This is a genomic window from Nocardia sp. CNS-044, from assembly GCF_059570515.1.
Genome location: NZ_JCANSX010000012.1, coordinates 348579 through 373339, shown reverse-complemented (window position 1 = coordinate 373339; position 24761 = coordinate 348579). Strand labels below are relative to the sequence as shown.

21 protein-coding genes are annotated in these 24761 nt (G+C 68.1%); 13 read left to right on the top strand and 8 right to left on the bottom strand.

Annotation, left to right across the window (positions count from 1 at the left end; all coding sequences use genetic code 11):
• Window positions 1-5: 5 nt before the first annotated feature.
• The 5 genes from T333_RS32225 to T333_RS32205 all read right to left on the bottom strand — a co-directional run bounded on the left by T333_RS32225 (window position 6) and on the right by T333_RS32205 (window position 7987).
• The gene (locus tag T333_RS32225) at window positions 6-4796 is read right to left on the bottom strand and encodes a DEAD/DEAH box helicase (RefSeq protein WP_496426834.1); all 4791 of its coding nucleotides are present in this window, start codon (window positions 4794-4796) and stop codon (window positions 6-8) included.
• An 82-nt stretch (window positions 4797-4878) separates the two neighbouring features.
• Entirely contained in the window at window positions 4879-5184 is a 306-nt protein-coding gene (locus T333_RS32220; RefSeq protein ID WP_496426833.1) for a hypothetical protein, read from the bottom strand.
• 311 nt (window positions 5185-5495) lie between these two features.
• Window positions 5496-5786 (bottom strand): hypothetical protein, encoded by a 291-nt coding sequence (locus T333_RS32215; RefSeq protein ID WP_357253453.1) that lies wholly within the window; start codon window positions 5784-5786, stop codon window positions 5496-5498.
• 145 nt (window positions 5787-5931) lie between these two features.
• Window positions 5932-6945 carry a Gfo/Idh/MocA family protein gene (locus T333_RS32210; protein ID WP_496426832.1) on the bottom strand — a complete coding sequence of 338 codons (1014 nt, stop codon included), beginning with the start codon at window positions 6943-6945 and terminating at the stop codon, window positions 5932-5934.
• Between the two features lie 40 nt (window positions 6946-6985).
• Entirely contained in the window at window positions 6986-7987 is a 1002-nt protein-coding gene (locus T333_RS32205; protein ID WP_496426831.1) for a LacI family DNA-binding transcriptional regulator, read from the bottom strand.
• Window positions 7988-8264: 277 nt separating this feature from the next.
• On the opposite strand from T333_RS32205, the gene T333_RS32200 reads away from it, so the two are divergent.
• From T333_RS32200 to T333_RS32155, 10 genes are all read left to right on the top strand, one after another.
• Window positions 8265-9164 (top strand): TIM barrel protein, encoded by a 900-nt coding sequence (locus tag T333_RS32200; RefSeq protein WP_496426830.1) that lies wholly within the window; start codon window positions 8265-8267, stop codon window positions 9162-9164.
• 50 nt (window positions 9165-9214) lie between these two features.
• Window positions 9215-10174 carry a sugar ABC transporter substrate-binding protein gene (locus T333_RS32195; RefSeq protein ID WP_496426829.1) on the top strand — a complete coding sequence of 320 codons (960 nt, stop codon included), beginning with the start codon at window positions 9215-9217 and terminating at the stop codon, window positions 10172-10174.
• 11 nt (window positions 10175-10185) lie between these two features.
• Window positions 10186-11232 carry an ABC transporter permease gene (locus tag T333_RS32190; protein WP_496426828.1) on the top strand — a complete coding sequence of 349 codons (1047 nt, stop codon included), beginning with the start codon at window positions 10186-10188 and terminating at the stop codon, window positions 11230-11232.
• A complete protein-coding gene (locus T333_RS32185; protein WP_496426827.1) occupies window positions 11229-12008 on the top strand; it encodes an ATP-binding cassette domain-containing protein in 780 nt (259 codons plus the stop codon). Before T333_RS32190 ends, T333_RS32185 begins: the two co-directional genes overlap by 4 nt.
• Window positions 12005-12961, top strand: coding sequence for a 5-dehydro-2-deoxygluconokinase (gene iolC, locus T333_RS32180; RefSeq protein WP_496426826.1), 957 nt, complete (start codon window positions 12005-12007; stop codon window positions 12959-12961). The genes T333_RS32185 and iolC overlap by 4 nt, the downstream gene beginning before the upstream one ends.
• On the top strand, window positions 12958-13857 hold the full coding sequence (locus T333_RS32175; RefSeq protein ID WP_357253491.1) for a Cgl0159 family (beta/alpha)8-fold protein: 900 nt from the start codon (window positions 12958-12960) through the stop codon (window positions 13855-13857). Before iolC ends, T333_RS32175 begins: the two co-directional genes overlap by 4 nt.
• Entirely contained in the window at window positions 13854-14741 is an 888-nt protein-coding gene (iolB, locus tag T333_RS32170) for a 5-deoxy-glucuronate isomerase (RefSeq protein WP_357253468.1), read from the top strand. The genes T333_RS32175 and iolB overlap by 4 nt, the downstream gene beginning before the upstream one ends.
• Window positions 14732-16576, top strand: a complete 1845-nt coding sequence (gene iolD / locus T333_RS32165) for a 3D-(3,5/4)-trihydroxycyclohexane-1,2-dione acylhydrolase (decyclizing) (protein WP_496426825.1) — start codon at window positions 14732-14734, stop codon at window positions 16574-16576. The genes iolB and iolD overlap by 10 nt, the downstream gene beginning before the upstream one ends.
• A 222-nt stretch (window positions 16577-16798) precedes the next feature.
• Window positions 16799-17005 carry a cold-shock protein gene (locus tag T333_RS32160; protein ID WP_011210759.1) on the top strand — a complete coding sequence of 69 codons (207 nt, stop codon included), beginning with the start codon at window positions 16799-16801 and terminating at the stop codon, window positions 17003-17005.
• A 155-nt stretch (window positions 17006-17160) separates the two neighbouring features.
• On the top strand, window positions 17161-17367 hold the full coding sequence (locus tag T333_RS32155; protein WP_354999250.1) for a cold-shock protein: 207 nt from the start codon (window positions 17161-17163) through the stop codon (window positions 17365-17367).
• Window positions 17368-17394: 27 nt separating this feature from the next.
• On the opposite strand, the gene T333_RS32150 is transcribed toward T333_RS32155, so the two are convergent.
• Window positions 17395-18204, bottom strand: a complete 810-nt coding sequence (locus tag T333_RS32150; protein WP_496426824.1) for a nucleotidyltransferase domain-containing protein — start codon at window positions 18202-18204, stop codon at window positions 17395-17397.
• A 365-nt stretch (window positions 18205-18569) separates the two neighbouring features.
• Complete coding sequence (locus T333_RS32145) at window positions 18570-18860, bottom strand: hypothetical protein (RefSeq protein WP_496426823.1); 291 nt, start codon at window positions 18858-18860, stop codon at window positions 18570-18572.
• A 791-nt stretch (window positions 18861-19651) separates the two neighbouring features.
• On the opposite strand from T333_RS32145, the gene serA reads away from it, so the two are divergent.
• From serA to T333_RS32130, 3 genes are all read left to right on the top strand, one after another.
• Window positions 19652-21250 carry a phosphoglycerate dehydrogenase gene (serA, locus tag T333_RS32140; RefSeq protein WP_354999252.1) on the top strand — a complete coding sequence of 533 codons (1599 nt, stop codon included), beginning with the start codon at window positions 19652-19654 and terminating at the stop codon, window positions 21248-21250.
• A gap of 201 nt (window positions 21251-21451) precedes the next feature.
• The gene (locus tag T333_RS32135; protein ID WP_496426822.1) at window positions 21452-22459 is read left to right on the top strand and encodes a 3-isopropylmalate dehydrogenase; all 1008 of its coding nucleotides are present in this window, start codon (window positions 21452-21454) and stop codon (window positions 22457-22459) included.
• A gap of 96 nt (window positions 22460-22555) precedes the next feature.
• Window positions 22556-23152, top strand: a complete 597-nt coding sequence (locus T333_RS32130) for a Uma2 family endonuclease (RefSeq protein ID WP_496426821.1) — start codon at window positions 22556-22558, stop codon at window positions 23150-23152.
• Window positions 23153-23508: 356 nt separating this feature from the next.
• Here T333_RS32130 and T333_RS32125 read toward each other — a convergent pair whose 3' ends face one another.
• The gene (locus T333_RS32125) at window positions 23509-24690 is read right to left on the bottom strand and encodes an MFS transporter (RefSeq protein ID WP_496426820.1); all 1182 of its coding nucleotides are present in this window, start codon (window positions 24688-24690) and stop codon (window positions 23509-23511) included.
• Between the last annotated feature and the right edge of the window lie 71 nt (window positions 24691-24761).

Genomic DNA, 24761 nt, shown 5'->3' with positions numbered 1-24761 from the left:
CGCACCTACCTCCAGAGGTATTCGAACTCGGTGAACGCCAGCTTCGCGTCGAAGTTGGTGATGTTGTCGCGAACATCGAGGATCATGCACTCGGCCTCACCACCATTGGCGACACCGCGAAGGCCGCGACCGATCATCTGCTGGTACAGGTTCGCGCTGTACACCGGGCGGGCGATCACCACCGCGCGTGTGGCTGGTGCGTCGAAGCCTTGGGAGAGGACACCGTAGTTGGTAATCACACGAATGCGTCCCGCACGGAATTCCTCTACTCTTCTTCGGCGGTCGGCGGGTGCCGTCATCGCATCGATCGACACCGAGCGAATATTCTTGCCCTGCAGTCGTGCCGCCAGAATCTTCGCGTGGTCGACCGAGGTCGCGAAGACCAGCACCGGCCAGTCCGGGGGGAGATCGGCGATCGCTCGCACCAAGGCGTCGTTTCGGCCTTCGTGGTCGGCCAGTTTACGTTCGGCGCTCTTGGGCAGAACGCCGGCAGCGGCGAAGTTACCGACCTGGTTCACCTCACGGAGCTCGACGGCATCCAGCTCGATCTCGGCACCCGCGAGTTCGCGATGTTCGACCTTGGCGAGAATGCGCAGCTTCTGCAACGCTTCGATCGGATTGCGGTCTCCGAACACGTCACGATCCAGCCGAAAGTCGCCGAACCGTTGGGCCAATAGTCTGGTTCGCTCCTCGTCGGTGCGGAACGGGGTAGCGGACAATCCGAGCAGGTGCCGTGAGGTCATCGTGTGAGTCAGGCCCATCAACCGGAGGATGTCGGTGTATCGGGGTGATCCGGCACCGTGTGCTTCGTCGACGATGACCAAGGCCGCGTTGCGCAACCAGGAGTACTCGTCCTCAAACAGGTCCAGCGCCAGTTTGGCATCAGTGGCAACAACGAGATGTGTCCGATCACGGACCGCGGTAGAGGAATTCGAGCTCCAGAATCGATCAATGACAAGGGGTCGATCCGGACCGACCTTTTCCCACACGAAGCGCCACGACTGGACGGCTTGCTCGCACAGCTCCTCCGTTTGTGCGATCCACAGGATCGGGCCCCGCGGTACACCAGACTCCCGCATCCACCGGATCACTCCTTCGGCCGCCACACGAGTCTTGCCCGCACCAGTCGGGAGGCTCATCATTCCGCGACGGGGAGATTCCGAGCACAGCATCTGGACCAGGCGATCGGCGATGATCTCTTGGTAAGGGTGCAGTGCGGGGAAATCCTTCGGCCCGTCGACCTCCTCCCGCGGATCGAGTTTCGGCGGCTGTGACCCGGCGAAATCCACGGGAATCCCTAGGCCGTCGACGAACTGCCGGGCACGCTCACCGCCGTTGAAGGACACCGGACAGCCAGGCAGCCACGCGACATGTTTCGCGTAGGTCTTCAGCACCAGGTCGTCGAACGTGTTCAACGCCAATTGGGCCAGCCGATCGATGTCGTTCTTCTCTGCCTCGCTGACCAGGCCGACGGGCAGGCTCGCGAGAAGTTGTTCGGCCGTCAACATCAAGGCAAGTTTCGCCACCATCGTCGGTGCCTGCTTGATCGCCTCGAGCTTTCGGCGGATGGCTTCGTCAGCTGCCCGCTTCTCCTGCTCTGCGATGACCTGACGGCATCCGTCCGGGCCGAGGCCTAGATCGAGTTCGGTATCGGCAAGGACGAGCGCTTCCAGAAGGCCGACGTCCTTCGGAACCAGCACAGTGGAGTCTTCGCGACCTGATCGGAGCGGCACTGACCGAGCGCCGTTCGGGGCGCGGGTGACCTGCTCGAGCTCCTGACATCGCTGCAGCTGGACACCCCTGACCCGCGCTCCGAATCGCTGCCGAAGCAACGGGTATTCGTCGATGAGGGCAACGGGTGCGCCGGAAGGCGCAAACCGTATCCGTCGTTCGATCACGTCGGACACCCGCCGCATGCCCCACACCGCGATCATCGCGTCCGCCTGTTCGGCGTCTTCGGCGCGGTCGACCAGCAAGGCCGGATGGCCTTCGTCGATCAGATCTCGATACTCGGCCTGTGTTGTCGCGACGGCGATTTCGCCATCGGCGAGGTTCGCCCATCCGTCGGCGACTCGACAGCGCACGTCGGTCTGCTCGGACACGAGGTCGTACGCCACACGCATCAGCAAGGCATAGTTGCGTCCAACGAAGGCGTCATCCTCGCTGGTCCGCACGGCCTCGAGGAGTTTCGCCCACCGTGCGGGCGGCACCTCCTCGACCGTATTCGGCATCCGCAGTTTCCGTGCCTTCGCCTCGCTGATCTCGGCGACAGGGAGAACTGCGGCGTACTCCCGCAAGCCGGGGCCCAGGGCGTTACGTACCCTGAGCAAACCTTGTGAGGTTCGTACAAAGCCTTCTTCGGTGAGCAGCCATCGAATCGGCGACATCACCTGGGCTCGGGAGTTCGTTTGTTTCCCGACCTGGCGCGTCCAGGTCTCCACGATGTCCGACTCGGAAAGGTGTTCCAGGAACGCGGCTCGTCCCTCCGGCGACAGACGTTTGAACAGGTGCAGTGGACCCACAGTCGGCCCGCCGTGGAATTGCAGGGTTCGCGACTGAACCTTGGGCGCCGTCGGCGGCAGCCCCTCGCAATACCGTGCATACATCGCGTCTCGATATCGCTCGAACCACCCGTCCGATTCCGGGTGGTGCCCGGAATGAGGGCGATCGGGTACACCGAACTCGCGCAGGATCGATCGATCGTTGGCGTGGAAACTCATGTCCACTGCGAGCGCGGCGTCGCGCGAACCATCAGGTGGCACGAGCATCCCGGGCAGGATGAGGCTCTTGATCGGAACGAACCGGCCTTCCATATTCCGTGCGTGGAGGACGCTCGAAACATCAGCGACCCGCTTGCGAATCTCGTGCGCCTGCACCGCACCACCGGAGCTGTTGAGCAGTTCCCAGAACCGCATCCAATCGGCGTCTTTGTAGCCGGTGAACCCCTGGTCGAGGACGCTGTGAAATCGCCCCTCTGTATCCGCTTCCCGTACACCCAGTTCGTTGAGCACGGAAGCGATGGTCTGATCGTTCGCCAGATCCGAATGCACATAGACCATGTCGTCGCGCAGCCCGTCATCACTCGTTCGCCGAAACACGGTGCCCACGATCGGCGCAACGAATCTACCGTCCTCGCTCAGCAGCACCCTCGATCGCCGGAGTTCCTCTGCCGCTTCGGCGTGCTTGGGCCCGGTGAACTCACTGCGCAGCAGGTGCGCGAGCAGTCGAATCGCTGCGGCAGACGCTTCGACGGTCCGGTCCTCGACCAACGCTTCGACCCACGCTCGTGGCGAAGCCGGACCTTCGTGTTTGGATTCCTGGATGACGTGAGAGACCTTGCCGCGACGTGAATTCGGCCCCTCGACCGAGTGGTGCACCCAGTTACGCGGTCGGCCTGGATAGGAGGCCCACATCTGCAGCGCGAGCGTGGTCACCGGCGCTTCCGGGTGGATACGAAGCTCGGACGGCAGCCGCAAAGTTCCGTCCTGATCAGGGAGGGACGGGTTTGTCGCCATCAGCTGCCAGACCTGTTCGGTCAGGTATCGGCAGGCCCAGTTCGGTGATTCCTTCGGGCGACCGGGAAGTAACGGCAGGTAGGCACCCGGGTCGTCGGCGGGCGACAGTTCCTCGAGGGAACCGACGACGAGGCGAGCGGCGACTCGCATCAGCTCGGTGTTGAGTTCACTGCTGTCCAGCAGATTCTGCCGATCTTCGTTCGTCTTCCACGCCGAGTTCAGCGCTCCGCTCAGCGTGGTCGGGTATTTGGTTGGGAAGAACGCCCAGAACACACCGCGGTCGTTGGGCACGAGAAGAAACCCTGTCTCCGGCGACCGGGTGTATTCAGGTACCGCCCATGAGACATCGATTGTGACACGATCGTGCAATTCGCCCGCCTGACGACGCGCTTCGTCACTGACCCGGTGCGGCATTGTAAAAACACGAAAGCTTTCCGAGGTCGCGTGGGCACCGCTGCGTTGCTGGTGGATGCTGCGCCGAGTACCGCTGTGGTCGACCGTGATATCCCGGCGGGAGATGGGCATATTCGTACGGTCATCGAGCGAAAGCCTCCCGACGTGCGGCGAGAAGAGCTGGAACAGGTGCGGAAACTCTCGTGACGCACCGACTTCACCGGTGCGCTGGGCATGGATGTCGCGAGAAAGCTTCTCCGCGGCACCGGGTTTCAGCGGCAGACGAACCACAGTCGTCGCCCAGCACAACAGTTCGTCGAGGACTCGGTCGAGGCGACGTTCCGTATTCGGGTCCAGCCTGCGCGCCATGCGCAGTACCGGAGTCTCACCGACAGTTGCGAGCGGTGGCAATCCTTCCGCTCGACGAGCATCGTTGACAGCGCGGAGAATCTCCTGCGCCGCCCAGTCCGCGTCGAAGCCGAACGATCCTGTCGTGCTGAAGAACTGCGGCGTCCGAGTCACTGACAGGACCGACTTCACCCCGACACCGAACCGACCGATCTGTCCTCCGCGCTTCTTGGACACCCCCATCCGCAGAATCGTGTCGACACCGGCGGCGGTGATGGGTGAACCCTCGTTCGCGCAGTAGAGGTACTCGGTGGTGAGCACCACATCGATTCGTCCACCGGAGAACTCGGGAGCACGCAACTCGTCCGCGGCATTCTGGACGAGTTCGAAAATCTGACGATCGCCGTAGCCACCCTGGTGAATGCGACGCTCACCATTGGCGTCCTCTTCGATGCGAGCCGGGTTGACCTGATAGGTACGCAATGCCAGCCGGGTCAGCTCATCGACCACGGCAGGTACATCCAGTTCGGTCGATGTCATTCTCACTCTTCGTTTCCTGTGGCCGCAGCGGCAGCCGGTCGAATCGATTCCCCAGATGCCGGCTGCAGTAGCCAGCGGCCGCTCATACGGGCGAGCCAGGTGCCGCGGCCGACCGAACGGCCGATGCTTGTACCGCGGAGAAGTACAACGCGGCGTCGGTCAGGACGAGTGCGATGCGACCACTTCCGCCGGTGAGCGCATCGGACGCATTCTGTACGAGCTCGTTCAACTGCTTCTTGCCGTAGCCACCCGTGACATTGGAGAGTTCGATCCCGGCGTCTTGCTCGATGAGGTTCGGTTCGGCTCGGTAGGCAGCCAAGCACTGTTCCGTTTGTAGCCGCACGTGGGTCGCCAGTTCGCTGTCGACGCCCGCCCACCCTGGTGCCATCTTCCGCCCACTGTCGAAACCATTTGCTGATCCGTGTCTGCGATCAGAGTCGCCAGCGACTTGTCGTGACCCGGATACCGATTGTTACATCACGATGGAAGTATTCGCAGTCGGTCTCGACATCCCCACATGTTACCGACAAGTACACGCTACCAATGACATTCGAATCGCCCGTAGCTAGGGGGAAGCGGTAGCTTCGGTCGGTTTGCTCTTCCACTTACAGGAACGGACAAGCGTTTGCTCGGCTGCTACTGTCCGAGTATTTCAAATTGAGGTTCTCGAATTCGATACCCATTGGAAGATTGGAGATCTCAACGCGCCGGGTGTTTGAACTGCCAGGCCGCCAACGCCAGCACTGCGATCCCGACAACCAACGTCACCAACCCACTCGTCATCAACCGCACCGTGATTCGGCGCAGCCGCTCATGCCTCTGGCGGTTCTCGAAGAACTTGTCGGTGGGCATGGTGTCGCCGATGAAGCAGGATTCGGAGGATTTGATGGCGCGGGTGGCGAGGGAGTCGGTGATGCCGCCTGCGGTGAGGGTGAGGAGGGCGGTGGCGATGCAGGTGATGGAGACGGTGGTGAGCGCGACGTCGAGCATGGGACCCCCGGTGTTCCGGGCCCGCCGGTGGGCGGCGGGCGGTTGTCCTGGTGGCACCAGTTTGGCGGTGGGGTCCGACATATTCGGCTGACGTATCGGTCGTGTGCCTGGGGGTGGAGGTCTCCGTTCGTAATGGGCAGCGGGCTCAGCGGCGTACTTCGGTGAGTGTGACCGGGCGGCGCTCGGCGCGGGAGAGTTCGCAGGCTTCCGCGATGTAGAAGGCTTCGAGGGCGTCGGCCACTGTGCACGGGCTGGGCGTGGTTCCGGTGGCGACGGCGACGAAGGTGGTGAGTTCCTCGGTGTAGGCGCGGCGGAATCGCTCCATGAAGCCGGGGTAGGCGGGGTAGGGGGAGGCGGGGTGGTCGGGTTCGACGGAGTGGAGCGGGGCGCGGTCGTCGAGGCCGACGATGGCGTTGCCTCGGGAGCCGAGCACCTCGAGGCGGACGTCGTAGCCCGCGCCGTTGTAGCGGCCGAGGTTGACGGTCGCGAGGGCGCCGTCGTCGAGGGTGAGCACGGCGGCAGCGGTGTCGATATCGCCTGCGGCGGTGATGAATTCGTCGCCGCGGTTCGCGCCGCGGGCATAGACCTCGGTGACTTCGCGGCCGGTGACCCAGCGGATGATGTCGAAATCGTGGACGCCGCAATCGCGAAACAGGCCGCCGGAGCGCGGGATGTAGTCGGCGGGCGGCGGCGCCGGGTCCAGCGTGGTGGCGCGCAGGGTGTGCAGCCAGCCGAGTTCGCCGCTGGCGACTGCTGCCCGGGCGGCGCGGTAGCCTGCGTCGAAGCGTCGTTGGAAGCCGATTTGCACGGGAACGGCGCTGGCGCGCACACGGTCCAGCACGGCTAGCGTGCCGTCGATGTCGGTGGCGACCGGCTTTTCGCAGAAGGCCGGGATGCCCCGGTCGACGGCGGCTTCGATCAGGGCGGGATGGGAGTCGGTCGCGGTGGCGATGACGAGGCCGGTGAGGTCGGCGGCGAGGAGCGTCTCGATGTCGGGTACGGCCTCGACGCCGAGTTTGGCCGCGGCGGCGTGCGCGCGGGTGGTGTCGATATCGGCGACGACAACGCGATCGACACCCGGGAGTCCGTGCAGGGTTTCGGCGTGCGCCGTGCCTATGCGGCCGACGCCCGCGAGGCCTAATGTGACGGTGCTGCTCATCGATCCTCCTCGGTAGGAAAACGATTGCGTGCCTGGCGTTTCAGCGGAGCGCGGCGGTGGTGCCGCGGACGACGAGCTCGGGTTCGAGTCTGCGGCGGACGGGGTCGGTGCGCTCGCCGCGCAGACGTTCGGCGAGCGCTTCCACGGCCAGCTCCCCGATTCGGACGCGCGGCTGGTCGATGGTGGTGAGCGCGATGTGGCGCAGCGCGGCGAGCGAGGTGTTGTCGTAGCCGACGACCGAGACGTCGTCCGGCACACACAGTCCGGCTTCCTCGAGCGCCGACATGGCGCCGACCGCGTTGAAGTCGTTGCCGCACACCAGCGCCGTGGGAAAGTCGCCGGGGGAGAAGATCTTCAGCAACTTGCGCACCCCGGCGATGCCCGCCGAGTCGGTGTGCTCGCTGGAGATCACCATCGGTTCCAGGCCGTGTCGCGCCATCGCGGTGCGGTAGCCGCGGCGACGGGCGGCCGCGGAGAACGCGGCGCCGCCGTCGAGGTGCACGATTCGACTGTGGCCCAACGAGACCAGATGATCGACGGCCAGTGCCGCACCCAGCTCGCCGTCATCGTTGACGGTGTCGACGCCCGCGATCGTGGAGCCGCGCGAGACCAGCACGACCGGAACCTGCTGCGCCGCTTGGCGAATCGCCGCAGCGGGCAGCACGGGCGAGAGCAGGATGATCCCGCCGGGCCGGAACGACAGCAGGCTCTCCAGCGCGGTGCGCTCGCGGGCGGCGCTGCGGCGGCCGGTGTTCAGGATCAGTTCGAGCCCGGACCGCTGCGCGGCGGCGTCCATTCCCTCCACCACGTCGGCGAAGAAGGTGTTGCGCAGATCCGAGACGAGGACGCCCACGATATTGGAGGTCCGGCTGGCCAGCGATCTGGCCATGATGTGCGGCTGATAGCCCAGCTCGCGCGCGGCCTCCAGCACGGCGCGGCGCCGGTGCGCGCTGACCTTGGGCGAATCCCGCATGACGAGGGAGACCAGCGCACGAGAGACGCCCGCCCGGGCGGCGACGTCCTCCATCGTCGGTCGCGCCATCTCGCCTCCCTCCGCCGTTCCAGGGTCGGCTCGCCGAACTCGCCGTCGGCTGCCGGATCGGACGTTACACGGGCTCCTCCACGCCAGCAATAGAGCGCTCTAATCGGACATTGCCAGGCGGTCGCTCCGCGCGCTTTTGCCGTGCCGGGCAAAGAAATACGAGGTCGAGGCCAGGAAACGCGCGGGAGTCGCACCCCTTGACACGATGTGGCCTGCGTTACATAGTTGGAGCGCTCCAAAGCGAGGGCACCTGTTCACCTCGAAGGTCGGAGAGACGATGAACGAACCTCTCTACCCGCTGCGCATCGCGGCCGCGCCGATCTCCTGGGGCGTGTGCGAAGTCCCCGGCTGGGGCCACGTGCTCGAGGCGGAGGCAGTGCTGGCCGAGATGGCGCAGCTCGGCATCACCGCGACCGAACTGGGCCCACCCGGCTACCTCCCGGACGACCCGGCGGTGCTGCGCGCATTGCTCGACGGCTTCGGCATCCGAGCGGTCGGGGGGTTCCTCGCGCTGCCGCTGCACCGTGCACCGGAGGATGCGCTGGCCGCCGCGCGACGGGCCGCTACGCTGTTCGCCGCCACCGGGGCGGAGGTCCTGGTGCTGGCCGCCGCCACGGGCTTGGACGGCTACGACGCGCGCCCCGAACTCGACTCCACCGAGTGGCGAACCCTGCTGGACACCGCCGCGGCCGTCCGCGACCTCGCGGCGGCGCACGGTCTGCGCACCGCGCTGCACCCGCACGTCGGCACGCACGTGGAGACCGAGGCCGAGGTCGAACGGTTCCTCGCGGACTCCGACCTCGATCTCTGCCTCGACACCGGCCATCTGCTGCTCGGCGGAACCGACCCCGTCGACCTGGCCCGCCGGTACCCGCACCGCATCGGACACGTCCACCTCAAAGACGTGCGCGCCGAACAAGCCGCCGAAGTGCGCAGCGGCGCTATCGAATACAGCGAGGCGGTGCGACGGGGGCTCTACGCGCCGCTCGGCGAGGGCGACATCGATATCGCGGCACTCGTGCGCGCGGTCCGCGCGGCGGGCTATCGCGGTTGGTACGTCATCGAGCAGGACACGGCGCTGCGCTCGACCGATCCCGTGACCTCGGCGAGCCGCGACGCGCGACACAGTCTGCGCTACCTTGCCGATCTGAGCCTCGCATCGGCGTCGCGACGGTAGGGGCGCGTCAGATGTTCGGACGAAAAGTCGCTGTTACCCATGGATTCTCGTTGCGCGCCGCCGTTTCGCTGGCGGCCGTCGCCGCACTGGCCGCCTGTAGCGGCCCGGGCGCCGACGTCGCAGGCCCCACCCGAACACGCATCGCCGCAGGCGAATTGGAGTCGGTCGCGGTGGTCACCCACGGCAGCGCGGGCGACGCCTTCTGGAACGTCGTCAAGAACGGTGCGGAGGCCGCGGGCGAGGAACTCGGCGTCGCTGTGGAATACAACTCCTCCGGAGATCCCGGCCAGCAGGCGAAGCTGATCGACAACGCGGTGGCGCAGGGTGTGGACGGTCTGGTGGTCTCGATGGCCAACCCGGAGGCGCTGCGGCCCTCGGTGGAGCGCGCGGTCTCGGCCGGAATCCCGGTGGTCACCATCAACTCGGGGGAAAGCGAGAGCGCGAAGTACGGCGCGTTCGCGCACGTCGGGCAGAGCGAGGGCCTCGCGGGCCAGGCGGCGGGCAGGCGGCTCGCCGACGCCGGACGCGAGAAGCTGCTGTGCGTCATCCACGAGGCGGGCAATATCGGCGCCAACCAGCGCTGCGACGGCGCGACCCACGCCTTCGGCAATGGCACGACACTTCAGGTGGACATCAACAACCCCACCGACGCCCAATCCCGGATAAAAGGCGCGCTGGAGGCCGATCGCTCGATCGATGCCGTGCTGACGCTGAACTCCCAGGTCGCCGCCCGCGCCGTGGACGCGGTGCGCGAATCGCGATCCGCCGCCACGGTGGCGACCTTCGACCTGAACACCGACGTGGTCGAGGCCATCCGGGCGGGCGCGCTGCTGTTCGCGGTCGATCAGCAGCAGTACGAACAGGGCTACCTGCCGATCGTGCTGCTCGAGCTGTACCGCGCGAATCTGAACACGGTCGGCGGCGGCGCGCCGGTGCAGACGGGCCCCGGCTTCGTGGACGCCGACAACGTCGAGGCCGTCGCCACGCTCGTCGCCCAGGGCACCCGGTGAGGACCACGAACATGACCACGACGACCGAACGCACCGAGGTCACGCCAAGCACCGAAGGACCGAGCCTGCTCCAGCGCCTCGTGGTTCGACCGGAGATCGGAGCCGCCCTCGGCGCGCTGCTGGTGTTCGTCTTCTTCTCGCTCGTCACCGATCGCTTCCTCAGTCCGCTCGGGATCGCGACCTGGTTGGACGACGCCTCCACGCTCGGCATCATGGCGGTCGCGGTGGCGCTGCTGATGATCGGCGGCGAATTCGACCTGTCGGCGGGCGTGATGACCGCCTCGACCGCACTCGTTACCGCACTGCTCGCGGTGCACGCGGGGTGGAACGTCTGGTTCGCGCTGCTGGCCTCGCTGGTGTTCGCGCTGACCGTCGGCGCGTTCAACGGCTGGGTCGTGATGCGCACGGGGTTACCGAGTTTCATCGTCACCCTCGGCACTTTCCTTGCGCTGCAAGGTCTCAACCTCGGCGTCACCCGTTTGGTCACCGACACGGTGCAGGTGTCGGGCGTGCGGGCCGCGGAAGGCTACGAGTCGGCGGGCTGGGTGTTCGCGGCCACGCTGAACATCGGCGACGCGCGCATCCAGGCCTCGGTGGTGTGGTGGATCGTGCTCACGGCGATCGCCTCGATCATTTTGGTGCGCACCAAGTTCGGCAATTGGATCTTCGCGGTCGGCGGCTCGCTGTCCAGCGCGCGGGCGGTGGGTGTTCCGGCGGACCGGACCAAGATCCTGCTGTTCATGGGGACCGCGTTCGCGGGCTGGGTGGTCGGCTCCTGCAACATCCTGCGATTCGCCAGCGTGCAGGCCAACCAGGGCGTGGGGCTCGAGCTGCACTACATCATCGCTGCCGTGGTCGGCGGCTGCCTGCTCACCGGCGGCTTCGGCTCGGCGATCGGCGCGGCCATCGGCGCGCTCATCTTCGGCATGGCCCGCCAGGGCATCGTGTTCGCACGCTGGGACAGCGACTGGTTCATGCTGTTCCTCGGGGTGCTGCTGCTGGCCGCGGTGCTGGTGAACAACCGATTCCAGAAGCGAGCGGAAAGGGTGCGCCGATGACCGCCCCCCTGATCGAGACGATCGACATCGGCAAGAGCTACGGCGGCGTCGTCGCGCTGCGTGACGTGTCGACGGTGGTGCGGGCGGGCGAGGTCACCTGTGTGCTCGGCGACAACGGCGCGGGCAAATCCACGCTGATCAAGATCCTCGCCGGGGTGCACCGGCACGACAGAGGCGACTTGCGCGTCGAGGGCGAGCGAGTCCGATTCGATTCGCCGCGTGCGGCATTGGATCGCGGCATCGCGACCGTGTACCAGGATCTCGCGGTGGTGCCGTTGATGAGTGTCTGGCGCAACTTCGTGCTCGGATTCGAGCCCACGACCGGGCCCTTCCGGCTGCTCGATCGGAAGGCCGGGCGCGAGATCGCCCGGAAGGCACTGGCCGACATGGGTATCGAGATCGAGGACATGGAGCAGCCGGTCGGCACCCTGTCCGGCGGACAGCGGCAGTGTGTCGCGATCGCCAGGGCGGTGCATCGCGGTGCCAAGGTGCTGATCCTCGACGAGCCGACCGCCGCGTTGGGCGTGAAACAGGCTGGGGTGGTGCTGAAGTACGTGGTACAGGCGCGCGAACGCGGCCTCGGCGTCGTCCTCATCACGCACAATCCGCACCACGCCTACCCCGTCGGCGACCGCTTCCTGCTGCTCGAGCGCGGCGCGGTGCTCGGCGCCTACGAGAAGTCCGAGATCGACCTGCCCGAGCTGACCAGGCAGATGGCGGGCGGAGCCGAATTGGACGCGCTACAACATGAATTGACGCGGGTGATCGGCTCGTGACCGGGTCCGCGGGGGCGGGCACGATCGAGGCGCTGACCATCGGCCGCGTCGGCGTCGACCTGTATCCGGAGCAGGGCGGCGTCCCGCTCGCCGAGGTGCGGTCCTTCGCGAAATCGTTGGGCGGCACGGCGACCAACGTCGCGGTGGCCGCCGCGCGCCTCGGCCGTCGCTCGGCGGTGCTCACCAAAGTCGGCCCGGACGGCTTCGGCGCGTACGTGCGCGCGGCGCTCACCGAGTTCGGTGTCGCGGCGGACTACGTCGGCACCGCGCCGAATCTGCTGACGCCCGTGGTCTTCTGCGAGCTGAACCCGCCCGCCGATCCGCCGCTGCTCTTCTACCGCGCACCGATCGCCCCGGACCTCACCCTCACACCCGAGGACGTGCCGTGGGATCTCGTCGACGCCGTGCCGCTGCTGTGGGTCACCGGCACCGGCGTCAGCGCCGAACCCGCGCGCGGCACCCAGCGCGCGATCCTGGAGCGGCGCGCCCGGCGCGGGCACACGGTCCTCGACCTGGACTATCGGCCGATGTTCTGGTCGGACGAGGCGACCGCGCGCGCCGAGATCGGCTGGATGCTCGACCACGTGAACGTCGTCGTGGGCAACCGCACCGAGGTCGGCATCGCGATCGGCACGACCGATCCCGATGCGGCGGCCGATCGGCTGCTGGCGCGCGGCATCCGGCTCGCGGTGATCAAGCGCGGCGCCGAGGGCGTCCTCGTGGCCACCGCCGACGAGCGCTGGACCGTGCCGCCGTGCCGGGTGGCGGTGGTGTGCGGGCTCGGCGCGGGCGACGGCTTCGGCGGCGCGCTGATCCACGGGCTGCTCGACGACTGGGACCCGCACCGCATCGGCGTCTACGCCAACGCGGCGGGCGCGCTGGTCGCGTCCCGGCTGGCCTGCGCGGACGCCATGCCGACGGCCGCGGAGATCGAGGAGCTGCTGTGCCGATGAACCCGTACCTGACCGACGACCGCTGGGCCGATCTGCTGCGAATTCGCGCGACGGACCCGGCGGCCGTAGAACGGGCCTACGCCAAGAGAATTCGACGATCCGCCCTGCTGTCGGAGCGCGAGACGCTTTTCCTGGTGGCCGCCGACCATCCCGCGCGCGGCGCGCTCGGCGTCGGATCGGACCGCACCGCGATGGCCGACCGGCGCACTCTGCTGGAACGGTTGCTGATCGCGCTGGCCGATCCGGCGGTGGACGGTGTGCTGGGATCGCCGGACGTGGTCGAGGAGCTGCTGTTGCTCGACGCGCTGGACGACAAGGTGGTGATCGGCTCGATGAACCGCGGCGGCCTGGCGGGCGCCGAGTGGGAGATCGACGACCGGTTCACCGGCTACGACGCCGACGCACTGGTCCGCTACCGCCTCGACGGCGGCAAAATGCTTCTCCGGCTCGTCGATTCGGATCCGGGCACGGTGCCCACCCTGCACGCTTGCGCGCAGGCGGTGTCCGAACTCGCCGCGCACGGTCTGATGGCGATGGTGGAACCGCTTCCATACCACCGCGACGCGTCCGGCGCGCTGGTGATGAGCAAGGACGCGCCCGCGCTCGCGCGTGCCATCACCGTCGCCTCCGGCCTCGGGGTCACCTCGGCCTACACCTGGCTGAAAATTCCTGCCCCCGAGGATAGTTCGGTGCTGGACGCGACGACGCTGCCGGTAGTCGTGCTCGGCGGAGTGCCCTCGGGTGACCCGGCCGCGGACCTGGCCGCGTGGGGCGGCGCGCTGCACCACGACGTGGTGCGCGGCCTGGTGGTGGGGCGCACCCTGCTCTACCCACCGGACGGCGATGTCGCCGCCGCCGTCGACGCGGCGGCGCGGATGCTGAAGGAGTCCCGATGACACTGCATCGTCCGGCCGGGACACTGGCCGACGGCCGAGACCCGGTCCGGCTCACCGCCGAGGACGCCGGATGGCGCTACACCGGCCTGCGCGTAGTCGAACTCGCGCCGGGCGAGACCAGAACCCTGGCCACCGGCGAGTACGAGGCGTTCGTGCTGCCGCTGTCCGGCTCCTGCGTCGTCCGGGCCGACGCGCACGTCCTCGAATTACGCGGGCGCGACTCGGTTTTCACCCGGGTGACCGATTTCGCGTACGTACCGCGCGACGCCGACGTTGCGTTGTCCAGCGCCGACGGCGCGGTGCTCGCCATGCCGATGGCCAGATGCGCGCGGCGGCTGTCGCCGAAATACGGTCCCGCCGAGGAGGTTCCGGTCGAGGTGCGGGGCGCGGGCCGGGCGACGCGGCAGGTCAACAACTTCGGCGTGCCCGGCGTCTGGGCGCACGCGGACAAGCTCAACGCCTGCGAGCTGATCACGCCGGACGGCAACTGGTCGTCGTACCCGCCGCACAAGCACGACGAGGCGAGCGCGTGCGAGGTGGTCAACGAGGAGATCTACTACTTCCGCATCGCGGGCCGCGACGGCGTCACCCCGTCCCGCGAGGGCTTCGGCCTGCACCGCACTTATACCGCCGAGGTGGACGAGAACGTGGCGGTCCGCGACGGCGACGTCTTCCTGGTGCCGCGCGGTTACCACGGTCCGTGTGTCGCCGCGCCCGGCTACCCGATGTACTACCTCAACGTGCTGGCCGGTCCGGCGCCCGAACGGTCGATGGCCTTCTGCGACGATCCGGCGCACGCCTGGGTGCGGGACGGCTGGGCGGGGGAGCAGGCCGACCCGCGCTGCCCGGTCACCGGCCCGGAAGGACGGTTGTCATGGAACTGACCACCGCGCAGGCCCTGGTGTCCTGGTTGGTCGCGCAGCGCTCCGAGACGCTGGACGGCGCGGACGTGCCGCTGTTCCCAGCCGTCTTCGCGATCTTCGGGCACGGGAACGTGCTCGGCCTCGGCACGGCGTTGCACGAACGCCGCGACGAGCTGCCCGTCTGGCGCGGGCACACCGAGCAGGGGATGGCACTGGCGGCCGTCGGCTACGCCAAGGCAACACACCGGCGCCAAGTCGGCGTCGCCACGTCCTCCATCGGGCCCGGCGCGCTGAACATGGTGACCGCGGCGGGCGTCGCGCACGCCAACCGGCTGCCGCTGCTGCTGCTTCCCGGCGACACCTTCACCGGACGCGCCCCCGATCCGGTGCTGCAACAGGTCGAACACTTCGGGGACGCGACCGCGACGGTGAACGACGCGTTCCGGGCGGTGAGCCGCTACTTCGACCGGATCACCGAACCCGAACAGCTCATCGCGACGCTGCCGCAGGTGGCCCGCGTGCTGACCGATCCAGCCGACGCCGGACCGGTCACCCTGGCACTGCCCCAGGACGTGCAGGCCGAGACCTTCGACTTCCCGGACGCGCTGTTCACTCCGGTGCTGCACCGCGTGCCGCGGCCTCGCCCCGACCTGCGGGCGCTGACCGAGGCCGCCGCGGCCATCCGCGCCGCGCGGCGACCGCTACTGGTGCTCGGCGGCGGCGTGCGCTACTCGGGCGCAGGCCCGATCGCGGTGGAATTCGCGGAGCGGCACGGCATTCCGATCACCGAGACCACCGCGGGCCGCACGCTGGTGCCCCACGATCACCCGCTGCACGCGGGCCCGCTCGGCATCACCGGCTCGGCGTCGGCGAACGCGCTCGCCGCGGACGCGGACCTGGTGCTCGCCGTCGGCACCCGACTGCAGGACTTCACGACGGCCTCGTGGACGGTCTTCGCGCCCGACGTTCGCCTGGTCACCGTCAACGCGGCCCGCTTCGACGCCGTCAAGCACGGCGCGCTGCCGGTCGTCGGCGATGCGGCAGCCACCCTCTCTGAACTGGCCGAACACCTGTCCGGATGGATCGCCCCTGCGGACTGGACCGGCCGCGCCGCGCCGCTGCGGGAGACCTGGGATGCCCGGATCGACAAGCTGCGCGCCCCGACACCAGGCATGCCCAGCTACGCCCAGGTGGTCGGCATCGTCAACGAGCTCTCGACGCCGGAGGACTACGTCATGACGGCGTCGGGCGGGCTGCCCGGCGAGCTGATCGGCGGCTGGCGGGCCGCCGGAGGGACGCCGAGCATGGACGTGGAGTACGGATTCTCCTGTATGGGTTACGAACTCGCGGGGGCGTGGGGTGCGGCCATGGCGCGCGAGCACGGTCTGGTCACCACCTTGCTCGGCGACGGCTCCTATCTGATGCTGAATTCGGAACTGTTCTCGGCGGCCTTCGCCGGGCACCCGTTCGTCGCCGTGATGTGCGACAACGACGGCTACGCGGTGATCGCGCGCTTGCAGGAGGGGCAGGGCGGTGCGGCGTTCAACAATCAGTACGCGGACTGCCGCACCACCCTCGTCGACCCGCCGCGAGTGGATTTCGTGTCGCACGCCTCCGCGCTGGGTTGCTCGGTGTTCACTGCGACAGATACCGACCAGTTTCGAAATGTCTATCGACAAGCGCGGGCTACCGCCGTCGCGACATCCCGTCCCGCGGTCGTCGTGGTGAAGACTCGGGCCGCCGACTGGACCGAGGCCGATGCATGGTGGGAAGTCGGTGTGCCGCAATACCTTTCCGGCCGCGGCGACTACGATGCGAACAAGCCCGCGCAGCTGCGCTACGTGCGAGGGCGATGACTCGCACGTAAGGTCGGTCGTGTACGTCGGTGTACAGGCCTGTTCGCTGGGCGGTCGACACCCGGTCCCGGATGCGAGGTGAGAGACACAGACCCCCGTGAGCGTTGAATAGCTCACAGTGGATGGGGCCGAATGTGGAGAAATTCGTCGGATGATGGCATTGTGGATCTACGAGACCGGGGTGTCTATGCAAGTCCCTGGCTCGTCAACAGAAAGTATGAAATGGCTCAAGGCATTGTTAAGTGGTTCAACAGCGAGAAGGGCTTCGGCTTCATTGCCCAGGACGGCGGCGGTCCCGACGTCTTCGTGCACTACTCGGCTGTGAGCGGTTCGGGTTTCCGGTCCCTCGATGAGGGGCAGCGCGTGGAGTTCGAGATCGGCCAGGGACAGAAGGGTCCGCAGGCTCAGGACGTCCGCGTCGTCGCCTGATTCGACACGCACTTCGAGGCTCCGCACCATCACGGTGCGGGGCCTCTCGTCGTTTCGGGCTGGGGGAGACCCGCCCGAACCGTCGCACGATGGACCGAGCGGCACCCGGCGTTGTACCCTTCCCCGGTTCTGCGCGTTCGGAGAAGGTGCGGCGTATGGCTCAGGGCACAGTGATGTGGTTCGACACCGAAAAGGGTTTCGGTTTCATCGCCCAAGACGGTGGTGGCAAGGACGTGTTCGTGGACTACCTGGATCTCCAGGGTTCCGGGTTCCGATCCTTGACGGCCGGGCAGCGGGTGGAGTTCGAGCTGCGCCAAAGCAAGTCGGGGCCGGAGGCGATCGGCGTGCGAGTCGTCGAGTAGGTGTATCCCCGCACCGCCCGGCAGTCGCTACCGGGCGGACAGCGCCTGCGCGCGGAAGAACTCCGCGGTGAGGTCCCGTGCCCGTCCCAGGTCCCGTTCGCCGGAGCGTGGGAAAGCGTCCGTGGCACTGCCGAATTCGCCCACGATGAAGTCGGCGATCGGCGCGGGCACGGCTCCGCTGCCCATTTCCCTTGTCCGCGACTTGAGTTCGGTCAGCTCGGCCACGGCCGTGACCAGGTCGGCGGGCAGCTCGCACTGCGCGAGCAGCGTCGGCAGATGCATCGGCGCCACCGCCGCTTCGGGATGCTCGCGCAGCCACCGCAGCGCCATCGCGGGACGCAGCGCGTAGAAGACCTTCTTCAGTGATCGGTTGCGGTCGAACAGTTCCCACTGCCGAGCGCCGAGGTGCAGGTAGTGCCGCGCCACTTGATCGCGGGCGGCGACCTGCTCGGCCAGCGCCCGCAGCTCGGCGCGGAATCCCGCGTCGCCGCGATACACGATCGGCGACATCAGCCACTCGATCAGCACCGCGTTGCCTTTGACCAGCAACCGCAACGCTTTACCCAGCTCCCAGCCGTTGACATCGAGCAAGCCCACGAGCGGCGTCTCGATCACATCGCGCGTCCGCCACGGCGACAGATAGGTGTCCAACGGCGCCACGTACACGAAGCGGCAGTCGTAGTCGGAGTCCGGCGACGGGAAACCCCAAGCGCGGCTGCCGCTTTCGATGGCCAGCGGCACCCGTACGCGATGCTCGCGCTCGATCCGGTCCAGCTCGGCGTCGACAAACCCGACCACGGTCGGATCCATCGACTCCGGAACAGCGCGCAACGACATGCCTCGATCGTATGTGCGAGGGTGTCGGCGCTTCAGCTCATTTTTCGGGCCGAAACGTGGTGCGTGCCATCAACTGTCGATCCGGACACCGACGCAAGCGCGGGTGTGTCGCCACGTCCCCACACGCGGCCTCGACGTCGACACGTCCCGATCCGGTCGCGACGGTCCGCAGTGCGGCGACCGCCAGCGCCATGGCCGCACTGTCGAGGCCACCGCCACACCACTGTCGAGGCCACCGCCACACCGCTGAGCACCACCGAGGTGGCCCGAGCGGCCGCACGGGCGGGTGCCAGGCGCGTCGCGACCCCGGCGGTGATCGCCCGCACCCGCGCCCACTCCGACGCCGACCGATATGTGCCGGGCGATCAGCGCGCGCAGTTCGGCGCCAGCGCGACGCTCAGGTTGCCGAGCAGCAGCACCACGCGGTGCGGGCAACACCGCACGCGGTCGAACCGGCCGAGCCCCGCGGCGAGTAGCGGTCGCGCTGACGGCGGCGACCCGGGCGCGCAGGTTGCTGTGGCGCTCGGTGTCGACCGCGAAACGGTGTTCTCGGCTGCCACTGCGAGATATACGACGAATTGCCTGTTAATAACCAAACTGGCTGCGCCCAGAAAAATACCGGCATTGGGATGCCCTGGTTTCGAGCGCGAGTTCATGTTCGCAGCGTGTCCCGCCCGGCTAATTCGGCAAGCGCGCGGAAGTTGTCGTTCTCAGAGTTTCTCCGGCGATTCCTTAGAGTCCTCTCATGAATCGGCAGATGCTGCGCACGCGAATGATCTGGACGGCCGACCAGCATTCGAACGCTGTAAACATGCAGGTAAAGGCGGGTTTTTGAAGGCGGATTCATGGGATGTTCGGTGATCTGCACCGCATTGAAGATTTGAATGTAGTGCGCGTCACAATTTTCCAGAATTTCGTAACCGCATTCGCGCCGCCGCCGATGTGCCGTGTGTCAGCCAGTTCGACTGGATAATTTCGAGGAAGAGGAATTCTTATGATCCCCGTTATCATCGACACCGGTAGCGCCGCCATCAACGGCCTGTTCGACACCCTCGGCGCCGCGCTGAACGGTGTGCTGAACACCCTGTGGACGGGATCCTTCGGCGGCCGCTGATTCGACTCCGCGATCGAGCGACTCGATCGGGTCCGTGCCGTCCGATCGGCACGACCGTGGAAGACCCCGCACCCCCTCGGTGCGGGGTCTTCCAGTCTTCTCCGAGCGTTTCGGACACGACCGCTGCTTGCGGGCAGCGCGCATGCGCCGGACCGCCGCTGACATCGACGTGGACCCGGTGGCCTTACGGCAGAACGCCATTCGCTTTCGGTCGTCCGCCCACCTCACACACTGACGGCAGCCGCCTACCGGGTGGTACAGCCGGACGAAATGCCGACCACTAAGCTTGTCGGCGGTAACTGCCGACCCCCATTTCCCCAGGAGTACCCCACAGTGAGCCAAGCAGGCCGTCCTGTTGTTCTGATCGCCGACAAGCTCGCCCAGTCGACCGTCGACGCGCTCGGTGACGGTGTCGAGGTTCGCTGGGTCGACGGCCCCGACCGCCCGGCCCTGCTCGCCGCGGTTCCGGAGGCCGACGCGCTGCTCGTGCGTTCCGCCACCACCGTCGACGCCGAGGTGCTCGAGGCAGGCAAGAACCTGAAGATCGTCGCCCGCGCCGGCGTCGGCCTCGACAACGTCGACGTGCCCGCGGCCACCGAGCGCGGCGTCATGGTCGTCAACGCGCCGACCTCCAACATCCACACCGCCGCCGAGCACGCGGTCACCCTGCTGCTCGCCGCCGCCCGCCAGGTCCCCGCCGCCGACGCGACCCTGCGCGAGCGCACCTGGAAGCGCAGCAAGTTCAACGGTGTCGAGATCTTCGGCAAGACCGTCGGCGTCGTCGGCCTCGGCCGCATCGGCCAGCTGTTCGCCGCGCGCCTCGCCGCGTTCGAGACCAAGCTCATCGCCTACGACCCCTACGTCTCCCCGGCGCGCGCCGCCCAGCTCGGCATCGAGCTGGTCACCCTGGACGAGCTGCTGCAGCGCGCCGACCTGATCTCGGTGCACCTGCCCAAGACCCCGGAGACCAAGGGCCTGCTGAGCAAGGAGAAGCTCGCCCTCACCAAGCCGGGCGTCATCATCGTCAACGCCGCGCGCGGCGGCCTGATCGACGAGGCCGCGCTGGCCGACGCCATCAAGTCGGGCCACGTGCGCGCCGCCGGTCTGGACGTGTTCGAGACCGAGCCGTGCACCGACAGCCCGCTGTTCGAGCTGCCGCAGGTCGTCGTCACCCCGCACCTGGGCGCGTCCACCTCCGAGGCGCAGGACCGCGCGGGCACCGATGTCGCGAAGTCGGTGCTGCTGGCCCTGGCGGGTGAGTTCGTGCCTGGCGCCGTGAACGTCACCGGCGGCGCGGTCGGCGAAGAGGTCGCCCCGTGGCTGGAGATCGTGCGCAAGCAGGGCGCCCTGGTCGGCAAGCTGTCCGACGAGCTGCCCGTCAGCATCGAGGTGCAGGTGCGCGGCGAGCTCGCCTCCGAGGACGTCGCCGTGCTGGAGCTCTCGGCGCTGCGCGGCATCTTCTCGGCGCTGGTCGAGGACCAGGTCACCTTCGTCAACGCGCCCGCGCTGGCCAAGGAGCGTGGCATCACCGCGCAGGTCACCACCGCGCCGGAGAGCCCGAGCCACCGCAGCGTCGTCGACCTGCGCGCCGTGTTCGGCGACGGCCGCACGCTGAACGTCGCGGGCACGCTGACCGAGCCGCAGCAGGTGCAGAAGATCGTCAACATCAACGGCCGCAACTACGACATGCGGGCCGAGGGCCTGAACCTGGCGATCCTCAACTACGAGGACCGGCCGGGCGCGCTGGGCAAGATCGGCACCAAGCTCGGCGAGGCCGACATCGACATCCTGGCCGCGCAGCTGAGCCAGGACGTGGACAAGGAAGGCGCGACCGTCGTCCTCCGCGTGAACAAGGAAGTGCCCGCCGACGTGCAGGCCGCGATCGCCGAGTCGGTCGGCGCCGCCAAGATCGCGCTGGTCGACCTGTTCTGATCCGCTCGGCGCGCCGAGCGCCGGACGAGAACCGTGCCGCGCGCCGTCACCGCAGGGTGGCGGCGCGCGGCATGTTCCCGGCGGTGTGCCGGGAGGTCGCGAGCGTCCCGCCCGGGTGGCCGGACGCGGCGAGTCGCCTAGTACCGTGGCGTTGCTCGCCGAGCGTCCGGCCAGGTCCGGTCGAAAATGAACGGAGTTGTCATGAAGCTTGCTGTCATCCCCGGTGACGGTATCGGGGCCGAGGTTATCGCCGAGGCGCTCAAGGTGCTGGACGTCGTCGTGCCCGGCGTCGAGAAGACCGAGTACGACCTCGGCGCGAAGCGCTACCACGCGACCGGCGAGATCCTGCCCGAGTCGGTGCTGCCCGAGCTGAAGCAGCACGACGCCATTCTGCTCGGCGCCATCGGCGACCCGTCGGTGCCCAGCGGCGTGCTCGAGCGCGGCCTGCTGCTGCGCACCCGATTCGCGCTGGACCACCACGTGAACCTGCGCCCCTCGAAGCTGTTCCCCGGCGTCACCAGCCCGCTGGCGGGCAACCCCGACATCGACTTCGTCGTGGTGCGCGAAGGCACCGAGGGGCCGTACACCGGCACCGGCGGCGCGATCCGCGTCGAGACGCCGCACGAGGTCGCCACCGAGGTGAGCACCAACACCCGTTTCGGCATCGAGCGCGTCGTCCGCTACGCCTTCGCCAAGGCGCAGGCGCGCCGCAAGCACCTCACCCTTGTGCACAAGAACAATGTGCTGACCTTCGCCGGGTCGCTGTGGCAGCGCACCGTCGACGAGGTCGCCGCGGAGTTCCCCGAGGTCACCACCGCCTACCAGCACATCGACGCGGCGACCATCCACATGGTCAACGATCCCGGCCGCTTCGACGTGATCGTCACCGACAACCTGTTCGGCGACATCATCACCGATCTCGCGGCCGCGGTCAGCGGCGGTATCGGCCTGGCGGCCAGCGGCAACATCGACGCCTCGGGCACCAACCCGAGCATGTTCGAGCCGGTGCACGGCAGCGCCCCCGACATCGCGGGCCAGTCGAAGGCCGACCCGACCGCCGCGATTCTGTCGGTCGCGCTGCTGCTCGAGCACCTCGGCAACGCCGAGGCCGCCGCCCGCATCGAGGCCGCCGTCGCCAAGGACCTGGCCGCGCGGTCCGGCGCGTCGTCCACCGTCGAGGTCGGCGACCGCATCGCCGCTTCGGTCTGAGCGATCGACCGCGGATCCCCGCGCCCGCCCGTGGCGCGGGGATTCGTCGCGCTCGAACCGGTTACCCTCGGGTCGAGTGCGGAACAGGGAGACCAGGTGGCCAAGCGACGGACGAGCCGTAAGCCGGAGCCGGGTCCCTACACGATTCGGGACCTGCACGCGCTGCCGAATGGCAAGAGTTTCGAGCTGGAGGACGGCTGGCTCGTCGAGGTCGACCGCGGCGCTCGACACAATCACGTGGCGCAGCGGCTGGCGCGTTTCCTCGACGTCGCCGCCGACGTCGAGGTGCACGTCTGCCTCGGCGGCGGTTGGGAAGTGAGCACGCCGGGCGGTATCCGGAAACCCGACATCGTCGTGGTGCCACGCGAAGTGGTGCGCTCCGCCATCGTCGCCGACCCGCCGCGGTTGCTGCCCGGCTCCGAGGTGCAGCTGGCCGTGGAGGTGATCGCGCCGGGGACGGGCAGCGAGCGCACCGACCGGGTGCGAAAGGTCAGGGAATACGCGGCCGTCGGCATCCGGCAGTACTGGATCGTCGAACACCATCCGCACGTGCGCATCCACCCACTCGTCCTCGACGGCGATATCTACCGCGCCGAGCCACCCGTCGGCCCCGGTTCGACACTGCGTGCGAACATCGGCAACCACAACCACTTTCGCGTCGAGGTGGACCCGGCGGCGTTGCTCGAGGTGTGAGTAGCGTTCGCCCGCAGCGGTTTACGCTCGAGCCGTTCTTCGGTCCGACCCGGCGCGCACTCCAATCGAGCCCGTCATAGGTACGGAGAATGCCGTCGAGGCGTGCGATGTGCTTCGGCGCGGCGGATTTCGGTCGGCCGTTCGCAGGGGAGGCCGCGCCCTGCAGAGCGCGGGCGGGACAGTCTCGCGAAGAGGGCCATGGTTGGCATCGATGATCGGCTACCGCGTGTGCGCGAGGTCGGTGCGCCGCAGCGGGATTCGTTATGTGTCCGCGTGACCCTGTCAGTCGAGGGCCACGGCGCGGCGCGGAGGGCGTCCCGGTCGTTGCCGACGGGGACGCCCCCGGAAGCAGCCGATCAGCGCGGGGTGCGGCTGTCGGTGGGGACCAGCGGGATGGCGGCGGTGGCCAGGGCTGCGGCGGCCAAGTAGGCGGCGGGGAAACCGCCGACGGTGATCAGAGCGCCGAAAACCGGTGGGATGGCGGCGATCGCGAGGTTCTGGCCGGTGTTCTGGATGCCGAGTCCGCGCCCGCTCCAGTATGGTCCCGCGATCTCGGCGACGGCCGTGAAGGCGAGGCCGTTGTCGGACACCGTGATCACCGAGGCGGCGATCAGCAGCGGGATGGCGGCCCACCACCACTGCGTCCACGCGCTCAGACCCAGTGCGGCCATGGACAACACGGCGGCGATGGCCACCGTCCGCAGCGGACCGAGCCGACTGCCGACCCGGTCCGACCACGCGCCCGCGCCGATTCGGCCGAACGCACCAAGGATTTGGGTCACGGTCACCAGCGCCCCCGCGGCGGGCAGCGACCAGCCGATGTCGCGGTGCAGCCACAGCAGCGCGAAGGTCCACACCACGCCCTGCGGCACACACAGCAGCACGGACACGGCGTGGATGCGCCACAGGGTGGTGTCGCCGCGATACGGATTGGCCCGGTCGACGCCCTTGCCCTCCGGCCGCGGCGGATCCACGATGCCCAGGTAGCAGCCCGCCGCGGCGAGGCCCGCCATGATCGCCGGCACCAGGATCGCGGTCGAAATGCCTTGCGCCGCAGCGACCGCGGGCACGGCGAGCGCGCCGACGCCGACACCCAGGGGTTGCGCGGTCTGCCGGATGCCCATCGCCAGCCCCCGCCGCTCCGGCGGGAACCAGCCGACGATGACGCGACCGCTGGCGCCGTTGGTGCTGGCCGCACCCGCTCCGCCGAGGAACAGCAGCGCACCGAGCGCGATGTCGTTGGTGGTGACCGCCGCCGCGGCGCCCGCGGCGAACATCACCAGCGGCCCGCCGACCAACACTTTCCGCTCACCGATCCGGTCCACCACGTAACCCCACGCGATCAGCGTGCAGACCAACCCGACGGTGGGCATCGCCACCAGCAGACCCGCGGCGGGCAAAGACATTCCGCGCGCGGTGAGCGCGGGCAGCAGGAACGGGGTGCCGTGCACGAACACCGCGCTGGCGGCCTGCGCGAAGACGCCGAGACCGAGCATGGACCACCGTCGTCCCGCGCGTACTTCTGTCACGGTCGCCATCGGCCACACCTCGAATCTCATAATATGGAACTCATATCTCACTGAGTGAACACCGATGCTTACGCTACACC

Bases quoted from the DNA above. Each gene is read 5' to 3' on its own strand.
- T333_RS32220 (WP_496426833.1), bottom strand. From the start codon at position 5,184: ATGGCACCAGGGTGGGCGGGCGTCGACAGCGAACTGGCGACCCACGTG.
- T333_RS32125 (WP_496426820.1), bottom strand. From the start codon at position 24,690: ATGGCGACCGTGACAGAAGTACGCGCGGGACGACGGTGGTCCATGCTC.
- T333_RS32205 (WP_496426831.1), bottom strand. From the start codon at position 7,987: ATGGCGCGACCGACGATGGAGGACGTCGCCGCCCGGGCGGGCGTCTCT.
- iolB (WP_357253468.1), top strand. From the start codon at position 13,854: ATGACACTGCATCGTCCGGCCGGGACACTGGCCGACGGCCGAGACCCG.
- T333_RS32175 (WP_357253491.1), top strand. From the start codon at position 12,958: ATGAACCCGTACCTGACCGACGACCGCTGGGCCGATCTGCTGCGAATT.
- T333_RS32145 (WP_496426823.1), bottom strand. From the start codon at position 18,860: ATGAACTCGCGCTCGAAACCAGGGCATCCCAATGCCGGTATTTTTCTG.
- T333_RS32225 (WP_496426834.1), bottom strand. From the start codon at position 4,796: ATGACATCGACCGAACTGGATGTACCTGCCGTGGTCGATGAGCTGACC.
- T333_RS32160 (WP_011210759.1), top strand. From the start codon at position 16,799: ATGGCTCAAGGCATTGTTAAGTGGTTCAACAGCGAGAAGGGCTTCGGC.
- iolD (WP_496426825.1), top strand. From the start codon at position 14,732: ATGGAACTGACCACCGCGCAGGCCCTGGTGTCCTGGTTGGTCGCGCAG.
- T333_RS32185 (WP_496426827.1), top strand. From the start codon at position 11,229: ATGACCGCCCCCCTGATCGAGACGATCGACATCGGCAAGAGCTACGGC.
- T333_RS32150 (WP_496426824.1), bottom strand. From the start codon at position 18,204: ATGTCGTTGCGCGCTGTTCCGGAGTCGATGGATCCGACCGTGGTCGGG.
- T333_RS32190 (WP_496426828.1), top strand. From the start codon at position 10,186: ATGACCACGACGACCGAACGCACCGAGGTCACGCCAAGCACCGAAGGA.
- T333_RS32200 (WP_496426830.1), top strand. From the start codon at position 8,265: ATGAACGAACCTCTCTACCCGCTGCGCATCGCGGCCGCGCCGATCTCC.
- T333_RS32155 (WP_354999250.1), top strand. From the start codon at position 17,161: ATGGCTCAGGGCACAGTGATGTGGTTCGACACCGAAAAGGGTTTCGGT.
- T333_RS32135 (WP_496426822.1), top strand. From the start codon at position 21,452: ATGAAGCTTGCTGTCATCCCCGGTGACGGTATCGGGGCCGAGGTTATC.
- T333_RS32210 (WP_496426832.1), bottom strand. From the start codon at position 6,945: ATGAGCAGCACCGTCACATTAGGCCTCGCGGGCGTCGGCCGCATAGGC.
- T333_RS32215 (WP_357253453.1), bottom strand. From the start codon at position 5,786: ATGCTCGACGTCGCGCTCACCACCGTCTCCATCACCTGCATCGCCACC.